15 protein-coding genes are annotated in these 13,348 nt (G+C 29.7%); 8 read left to right on the forward strand and 7 right to left on the reverse strand.

What is annotated here, in order from left to right:
* Positions 1-301 precede the first annotated feature (301 nt).
* Complete coding sequence (locus tag KPL54_RS19950; protein WP_216108294.1) at positions 302-901, reverse strand: hypothetical protein; 600 nt, start codon at positions 899-901, stop codon at positions 302-304.
* Between the two features lie 549 nt (positions 902-1,450).
* Positions 1,451-1,783 carry a winged helix-turn-helix transcriptional regulator gene (locus KPL54_RS19955; RefSeq protein WP_216108295.1) on the reverse strand — a complete coding sequence of 111 codons (333 nt, stop codon included), beginning with the start codon at positions 1,781-1,783 and terminating at the stop codon, positions 1,451-1,453.
* Positions 1,784-1,917: 134 nt separating this feature from the next.
* On the opposite strand from KPL54_RS19955, the gene KPL54_RS19960 reads away from it, so the two are divergent.
* From KPL54_RS19960 to KPL54_RS19975, 4 genes are all read left to right on the forward strand, one after another.
* Complete coding sequence (locus tag KPL54_RS19960) at positions 1,918-2,484, forward strand: flavin reductase family protein (protein ID WP_216108296.1); 567 nt, start codon at positions 1,918-1,920, stop codon at positions 2,482-2,484.
* Between the two features lie 268 nt (positions 2,485-2,752).
* On the forward strand, positions 2,753-3,451 hold the full coding sequence (locus KPL54_RS19965) for a hypothetical protein (protein ID WP_216108297.1): 699 nt from the start codon (positions 2,753-2,755) through the stop codon (positions 3,449-3,451).
* Positions 3,452-3,652: 201 nt separating this feature from the next.
* Positions 3,653-4,069 (forward strand): hypothetical protein, encoded by a 417-nt coding sequence (locus KPL54_RS19970; RefSeq protein WP_216108298.1) that lies wholly within the window; start codon positions 3,653-3,655, stop codon positions 4,067-4,069.
* Between the two features lie 29 nt (positions 4,070-4,098).
* Entirely contained in the window at positions 4,099-4,293 is a 195-nt protein-coding gene (locus KPL54_RS19975; protein WP_216108299.1) for a hypothetical protein, read from the forward strand.
* A 54-nt stretch (positions 4,294-4,347) separates the two neighbouring features.
* Here the strand turns inward: KPL54_RS19975 and KPL54_RS19980 are convergent, their stop codons facing one another.
* Positions 4,348-5,052 (reverse strand): 4Fe-4S binding protein, encoded by a 705-nt coding sequence (locus KPL54_RS19980; protein ID WP_216108300.1) that lies wholly within the window; start codon positions 5,050-5,052, stop codon positions 4,348-4,350.
* A gap of 341 nt (positions 5,053-5,393) precedes the next feature.
* On the opposite strand from KPL54_RS19980, the gene KPL54_RS19985 reads away from it, so the two are divergent.
* A complete protein-coding gene (locus tag KPL54_RS19985) occupies positions 5,394-6,299 on the forward strand; it encodes a helix-turn-helix domain-containing protein (RefSeq protein ID WP_216108301.1) in 906 nt (301 codons plus the stop codon).
* A 392-nt stretch (positions 6,300-6,691) separates the two neighbouring features.
* On the opposite strand, the gene KPL54_RS19990 is transcribed toward KPL54_RS19985, so the two are convergent.
* A complete protein-coding gene (locus KPL54_RS19990; RefSeq protein WP_216108302.1) occupies positions 6,692-7,147 on the reverse strand; it encodes an AraC family transcriptional regulator in 456 nt (151 codons plus the stop codon).
* A gap of 136 nt (positions 7,148-7,283) precedes the next feature.
* Positions 7,284-7,940: a class I SAM-dependent methyltransferase gene (locus KPL54_RS19995; protein ID WP_216108340.1), complete on the reverse strand. Its 657-nt coding sequence runs from the start codon at positions 7,938-7,940 to the stop codon at positions 7,284-7,286.
* Between the two features lie 247 nt (positions 7,941-8,187).
* On the opposite strand from KPL54_RS19995, the gene KPL54_RS20000 reads away from it, so the two are divergent.
* The 3 genes from KPL54_RS20000 (at position 8,188) to KPL54_RS20010 (ending at position 10,993) form a co-directional block, all read left to right on the forward strand.
* Positions 8,188-8,958: a helix-turn-helix transcriptional regulator gene (locus tag KPL54_RS20000; protein WP_216108303.1), complete on the forward strand. Its 771-nt coding sequence runs from the start codon at positions 8,188-8,190 to the stop codon at positions 8,956-8,958.
* A 114-nt stretch (positions 8,959-9,072) separates the two neighbouring features.
* Entirely contained in the window at positions 9,073-10,236 is a 1,164-nt protein-coding gene (locus KPL54_RS20005; RefSeq protein WP_216108304.1) for an alpha/beta hydrolase, read from the forward strand.
* A gap of 514 nt (positions 10,237-10,750) precedes the next feature.
* Positions 10,751-10,993, forward strand: coding sequence for a methyltransferase (locus KPL54_RS20010; protein WP_216108305.1), 243 nt, complete (start codon positions 10,751-10,753; stop codon positions 10,991-10,993).
* 159 nt (positions 10,994-11,152) lie between these two features.
* Here the strand turns inward: KPL54_RS20010 and KPL54_RS20015 are convergent, their stop codons facing one another.
* A complete protein-coding gene (locus KPL54_RS20015) occupies positions 11,153-12,013 on the reverse strand; it encodes an alpha/beta fold hydrolase (protein WP_216108306.1) in 861 nt (286 codons plus the stop codon).
* Complete coding sequence (locus tag KPL54_RS20020) at positions 12,010-13,332, reverse strand: replication-associated recombination protein A (protein WP_216108307.1); 1,323 nt, start codon at positions 13,330-13,332, stop codon at positions 12,010-12,012. Before KPL54_RS20020 ends, KPL54_RS20015 begins: the two co-directional genes overlap by 4 nt.
* Between the last annotated feature and the right edge of the window lie 16 nt (positions 13,333-13,348).

The following is a 13,348-nucleotide window of genomic DNA, read 5'->3' on the forward strand; positions in this document are numbered from 1 at the left end:
TTTATAATGTACTAAAAAAAATCAATATTTTCCCATCAAGTGAGTGGTTATTATTATCATAAACTCACTCCTAAAAAGTGTCCCATAGGTCACAAAATCAATGTACTATATTTGTAATATATCAGATAAAACAATACATTCAAATATACAATAAGAAAAAAGGCTTTAGTTTAATCTACTATAAGCTTTATGTATCAATGCTTTATGCTGTTTTTACGAATGTAAGGTTTTAAGTAAAATCGTACATTCGTTTGTGACGTATTTTATGAAAGATATGAACTAAATCAACACAAATTATTTATTACAACTGTATTATAATATCGTGACCAATTGGTGTATCTGTAAGTGGTAGATTATATTCTTTAAAAATCAACTTAATTCCAGAAATATTGTCTGGTAGCGGTGGTGATATAATGAATTTATTGTGTAAAAATTCGTCTCCACCTGTTCCACTCGAAAATCGGCAATCATATTGGTCGCTTATAAACAATTGAAAAAGAGTATGTCGTGACTGGCATTCTGATGAATCACTTAAATTATCCCAATCTATATTGAGATTTACAACACTGCAGTTAGAATACTGACGGATATAAATTATAGAAAAAAACCTATTATCTACTTCGATTGACTTTAATACCTGTAAATTGCTTTGAAATCCCTCTGGCTCAACTAAAGGTCTGTATGTCTTATCATTCCACAGTGAACCAAATATTGATTTTAATAGGTCCTCGTATAAATCAAATTTTTCTGCCCAATTAGATATGAATTCAAAAGGTGGATAACCAGGGTTGTTGTTTGAAGTTTCCTTGCGTTGTTTTATTAACTCACAAATTTTTTCATCTATTAGATTGATTTTGTCATCATAATAATTGGTTGGTCGCTTAAATGACATTCGTTTCATTCAATACCTCCTAAAAAATTTTCTTCGTGCTTTTCTACTGTTGCGACACAAAACATTTGTTTAATTATACTATTATTACTGTTACTTAACCAGTAAATTATTACATTTATGGGGTTTTAATTTCATTAACGTACGAAATATCATTTTTGTGTATGCTACCCCCTTTTGAACTTGTTATTGAGTATTTAGAAAAATTACGTGCTCCGCATAAAAAGATTATGTGGTTTGAGCGCTCTGCTCATATGCCTAATTTTGAAGAATCAGATATGTTTTGTGAATTTTGCATATCTCTACTGAAGGAAATGACAATTGTATAGTAGTAGTGGTCGCTACTGATGACAATTAAACAACTCCAAGTGTTAAAAAAGACACTGTGGAAGTACAAATAAACCCTTGTTATTCAGTGTTTATACTTTTGTTTACAAATTAGTTTACAGTACTTGAAACATTTATAGCAACAGCAATTATGATATTTATAGAGGACTTAAAGACATACCGTATAACATTATTATTATGTTATATGGTTTTTAGTGAAATTATTTAAATGTTCTAAATTTCTTGGATAAACAAATGTTCATTACGCCATTGTCTTATTAATAATATTATAGGTTTTAGACTCTTGCCATATTCAGTTAATGAATATTCTACTTTTGGAGGAACTTGAAAATACATTTTTCTACTAACAATATTATAGCTTTCAAATTTTTTAAGTTGTTGTATTAGCATTTTTTCAGTAATTGAAGGTATTTTTTTTCTGAGTTCTCCAAATCGTAAGGTACCATTTTGTAAAGTCCATAAAACCCACATACTCCATTTTCCACTAATTAAATCAATGGTGAAATCTATGGGACAAGTATATAATTTATCTTTTATTATTGACATAAATACACCTCCTTCAAATTTTATCCACTTACCTTTTGTATAGTATTATACTTAAAAGTAGGTACTTGCACAATATATAATATTAGCTTAAGGTTATTTTATAAGTTTCTAAATATAAGGAGGTTAACTATATAATGGATAAAATAAAAATGGGGAATAAAAATTATCTCTACCCGAATCCTATAATACTTGTTGGTACAAATGTTAATGGTAAACCTAATTACTTAAACGTTTCATATTGTGGTATAGTAAATCGAATTCCAGCTATGATTTCAATATCGCTTAATAGATCTCATTATACATGTACTGGAATTAAACAAAATAAATCTTTTAGTATTAATATTCCATCAGTGGAGATGCTAGAAGTTACAGATTATTGTGGTATTGTATCCGGAAAAGATGTTGATAAATCAAACATCTTTAATACTTTTTACGGAGGTCTTAAAGATGTTCCAATGATACAGGAATGTCCTATTAATATGGAATGCAGGGTTGTTCATGAATTAGATTTAGGTGGCACTAATATAATTATAATAGGTGAAGTAGTGCAAACATACTCCGAAGAAAAATATCTCACAAATAATATTCCTGATTTAAAAAAAATTAATCCTATTTTAGTTTCTATATATGAATTTAATTATTATAATGTGGGAGAAAAAATCGGTAAAGCTTGGGATGTAGGCAAAAACTATGGAAACTAAAAATAATGCAAAGAACGCGGTTTTTATCAATTATCCTAATATCTGCCCAAGCGAATCTTAAATCATTATTTAAGATAGTTTGAATACTAGTTTTTGAGTTATCGTGGACATAGACCTAGTTATCATCATATCCTACTAGTACCTTTTCTATATTAGATACTTATATAGTATATTATAGTTTTATTTGTAGATAATTGAAAATAAGCTAAACTATACCTATATATTATCGATAATTATATAGCTAAACTAAATTCTAGGAGGAATTTATTTGTATAATCGAGTATCATCACTTATGAGTTATAGAAATAACTATAATAATATATTAAGTACTAATAAAACAACAACTAGTACTAATAATATTAATACAATTACTAATAAATATACTTCGGGTAATTATGATGAACTTAAATTTAATAATAATGTTTTGAATGTGAGTAGTGGAACAAATTATAAAATTAAAACTTTAATGCATGGATATGCTGATATATATGTAAAGGAAGGCAATAATATAGGATTACTTTTTTATGATATGTATCCTGATAAAGATGTTTCAGAAGCATTTTCTGAGGATGAATTTAATGATATGGCTCAATCGACTAAATTAGTCAAAATTATTGGTGGCAATTATCCTTTAGATGAAAAGTTAGATTTATTAAGAACCTTTTTACCTAATTGCCAAGAAGTAAGAGCCAGACTGGAAAGTTTGGGTGCTGAGACTGGGAAAATGATTCAACTTGATAACAAATCTGAAAAAGTACTTTTTGAACCAAGTGGTTGGCTATATACTCAAGAGGATCTTACAAATCTTCGGAGTGCATATACCGATAAGGATTTTTCTCAATTTGGTTATACTGAAAACTCTAAGTTTACAATTGATGGTAAAGATTATAAATTAGATAGTACTGGTCACTTAAACATTCCTGAAGGTACTATATGTACACCAGATAGAGTTAAACTTACTAAATAATAGTCCAAGCATATTTGACTAGGCAAGAGGTATAATAGATTTTTTGAATTTAATAAAATGAGTATTCTAGGATGAAAACCATTTGAAATACAGGGATGTATGTGGATGCAAATATACATAATTTATGCAAATCATAGTATGATTAAATATATATTGTTAGTCTAAATTGTTATTCACGATGATACAAAAAGGGGAATGATTTTGAAGAAAAAAGTAATTGTAATCTCAATATTTTTGTTTTTAATTACAACAATCATATGGCTGTTGTATTTTAAAGGCATCATAGGAAATAAACCATTTAAACATCTGAATAAATCTGATATATCATCAATAAGTGTACTTGGTTCTCCACCAAATAGGACAGTGGTAATCAATAAGGAAGAACAGATTGACGAAGTTGTAGATACATTAAATACTGTCCCTACCTATCAAAAGGTTGATTCTAGCAAAATCATCGTTGGGCAGCTTATACAATTTACTTTAACAATGAAAGATGGTAGCATATTGAAATTAAAAGTATTCACTCCGACTATTGTAATTAATGGGCAGTCATATTTAAGCAAATATGGATTTTGTGAAGAATTGAATGCTTTAGGTAATAAACTGTTAAAGAATTAAGGATATACGGAGTAAAAGGAGAAGTAAAGATGAATAAAATTGTTAAATTGGTAATACAAGCAGTTGAATATTTTTTGGTTGTATTATTCGTATTTTGGATTTTTAGAAAGATAGGGATTAAGACAGATTCCTCTATGATTGCATTAGCAATTGGTTCAACAATTGGATGGGCAATAATTAAAGTAGGTAAAAGTATTATGAAGCGTAAACAAATAAATGATTAGTAGGGTTTCTTACCCCTGGGGTAAAAGATGATTACCATTTATTATTATTCAATGTTACTTTTTCCATTTTCTTTTCAACACATCACATTTGCATACATTTAAACATTCACCACATTGGATACATTCCTTCGTGTTCCAATTATTATTTTTCACCATATCAGCTACCTCAATACCCATTAAACAGTTGTTAGTACACCTTTTGCACTGAGTACATTTTTCACTTTTGCATGTTATTTTCAAAGAAGGTAATTTTAAAAAACTTCCAATATTCATTCCAATATAATTAAATATATACATAGGACAGATATATTGGCACCAAGTTCTTTTACCTAACACTATTGTTATTAAAATAATAGATATAGTTATTATATAATACCGAATTAAGTCATGAAAGCTAGATACTGAAACCTTAGTATCTACCATATGATAAGGTAATATTATTTTTTGGAAACCATGCATTATTAGCGGCGCTATTATTAATGTAAAAAAGACACCTCCTGTTAACCATTTTAAATTAGGTAATTTATGTTTTGGCTTAGTAGTAGGAACTAATTCTTGTAATGCACCAAATGGACATATATAACTACACCATGATCCTCCAAAGAATATTGCAGACAAAATCATTAATAGAAATATAATATGCATAATTGTAAATGTTTTTTCAAAACTTGCCTGTACTATCAAAACTGGTGCAAAGTAGTTCAATGTAATTGGCAATAAAATAAAAGATAAAAAACTAATGCTCTTTCTTAAATTCATATAATAGCTCCCTTGTATTTTATTTTTTAATCATATAAGCATGTACCTTCGTAAATAATTAAAGCATCAAAAAAAACAGGAGTCTATAGGTAAAACCCCCCTTAATTTCGTAAAAAATAGGAATAGGGGATACTCCCTATCCTTATTAGACTCTAAATTTCACGATTTTTTATCGTATTTATATCCTTGAATATTGGTTTCTGTCCTACTGCTGCTCGTATTTAAAGATATTGAAAGATAGACCTATCTGTTTTATACTGAATATTGTATATGAAGATTTATTCTATTGAATGAGCTAAATATTTTTTCAAAGTAAAAGGTATGAAAGGACAGGTGTCATTATGAAAGACATTATTTCATTGTTTTATATTATTTCATTATTTGCAGGTGTATCATCTATTTCAATTTCCTATTTCATATACAATAGTAATAAAAAGAAAGCTCTAAAGTTTTTTATAGCATTGAATCTTTCTTTTTTTGCTATTCAGAATTCAATAGCATTAAGACTGTACTCAAAATATGTAGCTCAAGTAAGCTCATTTATACCATACCTATGTAAATTTTTAGATTTTGTTGGTACATCCTTTAGCTCTTTATTAGGGATATTCTTTATAAATTATCTTTTTGGTTTGGAAATAACAAACCTAAAAAAGAAAATATTTTTTTCTGTTTTTACATTTCAATTTATAGGAATAGCTATATATTATTTATTTGAAACACACTATATTTTTAAATTTATAATACATGCTTCCATTATTTCAGTAATTATATATGAACTCTATGTTGGACTTAAAAACTATAAACAGGTTGTAAATAAGGATTTAAAACAAGCTATAAAATCTTTTGTTTTAATAACCATAATATTTCTACCTTTTATAATGATTGAATCATATAGACCCTATATTCAACTTATTAAAAACATAGAGCTATTAAAAATGGCAGCACTACCTTCTTATTTTTTAACAATAAATATCTTTAATCTTTTATTTGTTTTAAAATATTTTAATACACCCTCATTTATCGCTAATAATAAACTTACAGATTACTTTAAGCAAAAATATGATATCACAGAAAAGCAAAGCGAAATTATAGAACTTATCATTAAAGGATTAACATATAAACAAATTGCTGAAAAACTTTTTATATCATCTAAAACTGTTGATAATCACGTACAAAATATATATAAAAAATTAAAGGTCAACAGTAAAATGCAATTATCATATTTCGTGCGTTCAAATGAAAAATAAGATTTAACATAAATGGCATATAAGTTGTCAAAGTATTAAGATAAAGTAATAGGGAGTGATATCTCAGAAGAAATGTTGCATATTGCTTCAAGTAAAAGGTAATCATCAAATATCAAATATGAATGCACGATTTTCTAGGGGTAGTAACCGCAAAGTGTAAATTTACCACGTTGAGACATATATTCCCAAGGTTTTGATACAATAAAACAGTTATTAAATATAGGGGTATTGAGACGATTCGTGAAAAAAACAGCCATAAGACAGTATTCTCCATTTTTGATGAACTATAAATCAAAAAAGGAACTACTATTTTGTGGCTGTTATCATGTAAAAGTATGAAGAATGTGACACAACTAATGAGTAAGACTTACGTATTTTATTAAAACTAAACTTTAGTGAATTGGTACACAAATTTCACAAAAATGGTTTTTAACCATTTCAATTTTATACCTTTCAAGAATAGGTCTTGACTCATTCAGTTGATAGCCTTTCTTGAATAATTCCGGAAAAATTGCAAGCCACGCTTTTTGAACTTCTTCAGCTGTATGCCTTATTTTAAAAACTGCATAATTTCCTCCAAGAATGTTACCATCACTAATATAATCATCACTAATGCAATAATCATTTGAAATAACGAGACATGTGTCATAACGGCAATTTTCAGGTTCTACTATTTTAGGGTTATCACGGGCAATTCCTAGTATGATAGATTGCTCATTAAGCAGTCCAGTAGACTTAGCCCATTTTTTTAATTTTTCCATTACTTTAATATTATTCTGCCCATAAGATCCAACCTGCCTTATATAAGCAATTCTATAAAATGGAGTTTTTTCAATTTCTATATTCATAATTCTTCCTTTCTTTATAAAGTACATCGATGTCTATAAACATCATATAATGATTTAAAATAGAAAACAAGGCATTTTTTAATTGGGTTTGTTACCCCTGGGGTAAGGGGTTATTTGGTTTTGCAACATATTTATATTATTTCATTGCCAATAAAATAGTCGTGTTTTCATGTTGCCACATTTTTTCTACTGATTTAAAACCAACATTATAAAGCATTTGCATCTGGTTTTCCACAGTACACGGTGTATCATAGTGATAGAAGCCATCAGTTATTCCTAATTCAGAGCGAATTCGCTTATTCTCATTAAAATTAAAATCTTCAGAGTCCTGGTTTGGAGCTGTATAATCAGTTTCAACATAAAAACCATTTGGTTTCAAACTTTTGAAAATCTTCTTATATAATTTAGTCTTTTCTTCGTGATTAAAATGATGAAGTGTTTCTACAGATAAAGCAACATCAAATACAGATTCACCCATATCATAACTGAAATAACTATCAACAATAAGATTAAGCTGGTTTAACTTATCACTGTGTTTTAGTTTTATTTTTTCCATCATATCTTTAGCTAAATCGACTCCTGTAACCATAACTGTTGGATTTTTCTTAAAAATTTCATCTAATTCTAAACCAGTTCCACACCCCAAATCAAGTACTTTTAAGCCATTAATTTTTGGTATTAATTTTGCAGTTTCAATATAATATTTATCCGCTCCATCTACATTATTCATCATATGTTCTTCATACCAATCAGCACGATTATTAAAAAAACTACTCATTTCCTCTAATTTGATTTTATTATCTTTCATATAAATCACACAACCTTTCTAAATATCATAATAAAAGTATACTATCATTACTAATGAAACAACAACCTTAAAAATAATTCTTTGTATGCTTTTTTTCTGATAAATGGTATTTCAAAGCAAGAAGTTTTATACAAGCATCATTTTCAAATAAATTGTAAATATATTTAATTTATAATAATTATGGTAGTATTGAATATATAATACTATATTTTATTAGGTAGGTGGATTTTCTATGACAGAAATTTTTTATGCTATGGATCATGTGCTTTTAATAGATGATTACAATGATCCGGATAATCATAAGCATTTGGCAAAGCATTTAATAATTAGTTTAAGCGGAGAAATTAATTGTTTTATTGAAGAGGAACAGGTCACTTGTGAAGGAATTATGATTTCTCCTGATGTATTTCATACGATTGAAAGCGATGGCAATGATGTTTTAGTATATCTATTTGATGAAACAACGGATATAGCTATGGAAATCGAAGAAAAATATTTAAAGGGTTCGCCATACCACGCTCTGAACTTAGCTACTGTAGAAGAAATTAAATCTATTTGGAATGAGAGCATGGTAGACAGAAGTGATGAACATCAGGTACAAAAGATATATTCTAATACTTATGAAAGAATACTAAAATCTTGTAATTTAGATACAAAAAGTCCACATATTAAGGACTATAGAATTAAAAAAGTATTGTGTTTGCTCCGTGGTAGAGAAGAAATTAAAGAAGGTGTCATAGGAGAGTTGGCCCAAATGGTATTTCTATCTCAAAGCAGACTCTCTCATTTATTTAAGAAAGAGACCAAGATATCCATAAATAGCTTTTTAGTAATTATGAAGATATTAAAAACATACAAATATATGCTTTCGGGGGAAAATATCACAGACTCGTCAATAAAGGCCGGATTTAATAGCCCTTCTCATTTTGCTACAACAAATAAAAATATGTTTGGACTTTCGGCAAATAAATTTCGAAAGGATGCAATATTTACACAGGTATAATTTAGCGTTTATTTAGAAGTTTTATTTTTAATCATTAATTATAATAAGGGTATAGCTAAGGTAATAAAATACTATGCCTTTTAAGTTTAATATTATAATATGGGAGAAGATAAAATGAAGAAAGATAAAATTACTTTTGCAAAGGGAATATATAATTTAAATAAGGAGCCCAATTTCAATTACCAATTAAACCGTGTAGTAATGTGGAATGGTGGCGATTTGGAAGATATCAAGAAAATTTCTGAGAAAATCAAAGATAGTGCATCATGGAAAAAAGAGTTAATCGGAATAGGTGATCAGGCAAAAAAAGAGAGAAGAATAAAAGAAGCTATTGGATATTATCGAATGAGTGAGTTCTTTATGTATGATGGAGATCTGGATAAGATAAAATATTATAAATTAGCTACCGATATGTTCTATGATTACTATAAGGAATACTTTGAGGATGGAACCGTGGTACGTTATGAAGTCCCTTATGATGAAGTAAATCTTCCGGTATTATATACAAAAGCAGTAGGAGAAAAGAAGGATACTATCTTATTGCATGGAGGGAATGATTCTTATATGGAAGAATTATTCTTTCCCATGCTCTATTTTGCAGAGCATGGTTTTGATGTATATCTTTTCGAAGGACCTGGACAAGGAGGTGTGATGCGTACCCAAGGAAAGCATTTTACTTATCAATGGGAGAAGCCGGTAAAAGCTATAATCGATTATCTTAACCTTGATGGTGTTACTATTATAGGTGCGTCGTTAGGTGGAATGCTAGCACCTAGAGCAGCTGCTTATGAAAAAAGAATCAAGAGAGTTATTGCATGGTCAATTTTTCCTAACTTCTTTTTTGTTGTATTAGGTATGATTCCGCCTTCACTTCAAAAAGTAATAAAGATATTAATGATGTTTCACGCAGCGCCAATATTAAATTTAGTTTTTAAAATGAAGTCAAAAAAAAATTCTACAATAGACTGGGGAATTAAGCATGGTATGTATGCTTATAATGCAAAATCCCCTTATGAGTATGTATTAAAACTAAATGAATTCCAAATGATTGATGTTGGACACCTAATTGATCAAGATGTGTTAGTTATAGGAGCAAATCAGGATCATTTTATTGATTACAAACTTTTTAAGGAAGAATTAGATTCTTTGAGTAATGTACACTCCCTAACCTTTCGTCTCTTTACAGACAAAGAATGCGCTTCTAATCATTGCAATATGGGGAATACAAAGCTTACGCTTGATACTATGATTAATTGGATAGAACTGATTAAACATTAACTAAGGGTAACTTCATTACTTCGAAAAAGTGTTGGGATAATTAGTAATCCAAACATATTTGATTAATTCTACTAGTGCAACTAATCACATTATGTTACTATAAATAAAGGTAAAATAGTTTTAAATATACAATATTTTAAAATCATTTGGAGGCATATATGAAACAATCTATAATACAAACTATATTTTTTATATCATCATGTATATTATCTACACTTTTTTTAGATTATATAAAAATAAATAAACAAATATTAATAGTAATTATATATATATGTATAGTCTCAGTCTACTTAGTTTACACGTATATATCTAAGAAAAATAAAGAAAAGTTAAAGGTAAACTAAAAGTAGTTATAGGTGTAACACAAATGATGTGAAAAGGAAATTCCACGTCATTTCTTGTATATGAAAGGAAGTGTTTATTATTAAAAATAATAGAAAAGTATTTTTACTCGTATTCATAGTTTTAATATCTATATTTACAGCTTGTGGGTTTGTTACCTCTGGGGTAAAGGGTGATTAACAACAAATATGATTTTATGGAATCACTATTTGATAATAGTAAATTTTTCATTTTAGAAATGTCAGATAGCAAAGGTTCAGCATTGGATATAGGTTGTGGGTCAGGTATTTTGGCGTATAAGTTGTCAAAGTATTACGATAAAGTAATAGGTATTGATACAGGGGTAGTAACCGTAAAGCGTAAATTTACCACGTTGAGATATATATTTTCAAAATTGAATATATTCAATTTTTAAATATATAAGGTATTGAAACGATTTGTGAAAAAACAGCCACAACACAGTATTTCCCATTTTCGATGAATTATAAATCAAAAACGAGCTACTATTTTGCGGCTGGTATGACATAAAACAAGAATAAAGTGTACTATTTTATCTATAGAGTTTGATCATTTTTTACTTTAAGAAATCAACAATTTTCTGTTTCTCATCTTCCATCAAATAATGTATATGTCCTCTGTCTTTTAAAAGATATGGAGTACAATTTGGTATAATTATTTCTGCTTGTGGAATTACAAGGTTAGCTGGAAACAAGCAATCTTTTTCTCCAGCCATTACAAGAGTAGGTGCTGTACATTTTTTCATATCATTTATGATAACATTACTTGGCATACCAGCTTTGATTTTTACATTATCAATACTACATTTCGCTGTTTCATACATAACCGAATCTATATTTTCCTCAGTGACCACCATTGGCAAAATACATTTCTTGAACCAAAAATCTTTGTGCGTTATCCTATACATAATCATTGGTAGTAGCATACTTATACTTTTGTATGCAGGTGCATTCTTAATTCCTGACGGTACAATTAAAACAGATTTTTTTATTTTTTCAGGCGATACACACATCATTTTTGCCAAAATGCCTGCACCAAAAGAACTACCAAAGCAACATATTTTATCATAATGTAAAGCATTAATAACTTCACTTGCCCATTTACCATAATCATAGTTATTGGGAGAAAGACAATGCTCAGAGCTCTTGCCAGGATGTCCAATTGTATCAACAGCATATACATGAAAATAGTCAACCAAGAATTTATATGTCAGCAGATTACATGATGTTGTCGCATTTCCTCCATGAAAAACAAGAAGCGGTTTTCCTGTTAGATTTCCAGTTTCAATTAAATGTGTTTTACCGAAAAAAGTATCTATATATAAATCCTTATATGGTACATTTAGCTTGGACAGTTGGTCATCATAAAGCTGTAAGACTTTATAATTACTATCAGCAGTTTTGTAAATTGTTTTCATTTCTTATGCCGTTTTTTCCACGCCTTGATTTGTTCCAGTCGTGTTTTTAATCTTGCTTCAGCCCCCTGTTCTGTTGGTTTATAATATTCCTTTCCTAAAAGTGAATCCGGTAAACACTGCATATTAGTCAGTTTTTGTTCTGTATCATGAGCGTACTGATACCCTTTTCCATAATCCAGTTCTTTCATTAAATTAGTAGAAGCATTGCGGATTACAAGAGGAACTGGCTCTGCAAGCTGATTTAGTGCATCCTTTTTGGCTCGTTCATAAGCTATATACAATGAATTAGATTTTGGTGCCATAGCCATATAAACCACTGCTTCTGTCAATTGCACCGTACATTCTGGCATACCAATCAAATGACAGGACTGATAAACAGCCACCGCTATTTCCAATGCATGTGAATCAGCCAATCCAATATCTTCACTGGCAAATCGGGTCACACGCCTAGCAATATACAATGGGTCTTCGCCCGCCTCCAGCATTCTTGCAAGCCAGTAAACAGCTGCATCTGGATCTGAATTTCTCATAGATTTATGCAGTGCAGAAATCAGATTATAATGTTCTTCACCTGTCTTATCGTAGATCAACGACTTTTTAGAAGTACATTGCTCCAATGCCTCAGCAGTAACGGTGACCACACCATTACTATCCAAATCACCATTCAGCACAACCATATCAAGGGTTGATAAAGCTGTTCTAGCATCACCATTTGCAAATAGGGCAATCATCTTCAACATATCGTTAGATATTTGAATTTTTTGATTACCAAATCCTTTTTTATCCCGTAAAGCACGGTTAAGCAATACAATTAACTCTTCCACCTTTATTTCTTTAAGAACAAACACTTTACACCGGGAAAGTAAAGCATTATTGATTTCAAATGACGGATTTTCGGTTGTTGCTCCAATCAAAATAATACTGCCCTTTTCCACAAAAGGTAGAAATGCATCCTGCTGTGCCTTGTTGAAACGATGGATTTCATCCACAAAGACAATGGTTTTTTCACCATATCTACGATGATCCTCCGCCTGTTGCATCACAGTACGAATCTCCTTAATTCCGCTGGTAACTGCAGAAAAGTCGATGAAAGATGCCTTCGTATGATTGGCAATGATTCTAGCAAGTGTTGTCTTACCAACTCCAGGAGGCCCCCAAAAAATCATAGAGGAAATCTGGTCACTTTCAATAATGCGATTCAGTACCTTTCCACATCCCAGAAGATGGGTTTGGCCAACATACTCATCCAGTGTCTGAGGACGGAGCCTCTCTGCAAGTGGCTGTGAGATGTTTCTATCAAAAAGTGTCATTTGTTCCATATCATCACCTCTATTT

The organism is Clostridium estertheticum (assembly GCF_018861295.1).
Taxonomy (GTDB): domain Bacteria; phylum Bacillota; class Clostridia; order Clostridiales; family Clostridiaceae; genus Clostridium_AD; species Clostridium_AD estertheticum_D.

Bases quoted from the DNA above. Each gene is read 5' to 3' on its own strand.
- KPL54_RS19955 (WP_216108295.1), bottom strand. From the start codon at position 1,783: ATGTCAATAATAAAAGATAAATTATATACTTGTCCCATAGATTTCACC.
- KPL54_RS20000 (WP_216108303.1), top strand. From the start codon at position 8,188: ATGACAGAAATTTTTTATGCTATGGATCATGTGCTTTTAATAGATGAT.
- KPL54_RS20020 (WP_216108307.1), bottom strand. From the start codon at position 13,332: ATGGAACAAATGACACTTTTTGATAGAAACATCTCACAGCCACTTGCA.
- KPL54_RS20005 (WP_216108304.1), top strand. From the start codon at position 9,073: ATGAAGAAAGATAAAATTACTTTTGCAAAGGGAATATATAATTTAAAT.
- KPL54_RS19950 (WP_216108294.1), bottom strand. From the start codon at position 901: ATGAAACGAATGTCATTTAAGCGACCAACCAATTATTATGATGACAAA.
- KPL54_RS20015 (WP_216108306.1), bottom strand. From the start codon at position 12,013: ATGAAAACAATTTACAAAACTGCTGATAGTAATTATAAAGTCTTACAG.
- KPL54_RS19980 (WP_216108300.1), bottom strand. From the start codon at position 5,052: ATGAATTTAAGAAAGAGCATTAGTTTTTTATCTTTTATTTTATTGCCA.
- KPL54_RS19975 (WP_216108299.1), top strand. From the start codon at position 4,099: ATGAATAAAATTGTTAAATTGGTAATACAAGCAGTTGAATATTTTTTG.
- KPL54_RS19985 (WP_216108301.1), top strand. From the start codon at position 5,394: ATGAAAGACATTATTTCATTGTTTTATATTATTTCATTATTTGCAGGT.
- KPL54_RS19990 (WP_216108302.1), bottom strand. From the start codon at position 7,147: ATGAATATAGAAATTGAAAAAACTCCATTTTATAGAATTGCTTATATA.
- KPL54_RS19960 (WP_216108296.1), top strand. From the start codon at position 1,918: ATGGATAAAATAAAAATGGGGAATAAAAATTATCTCTACCCGAATCCT.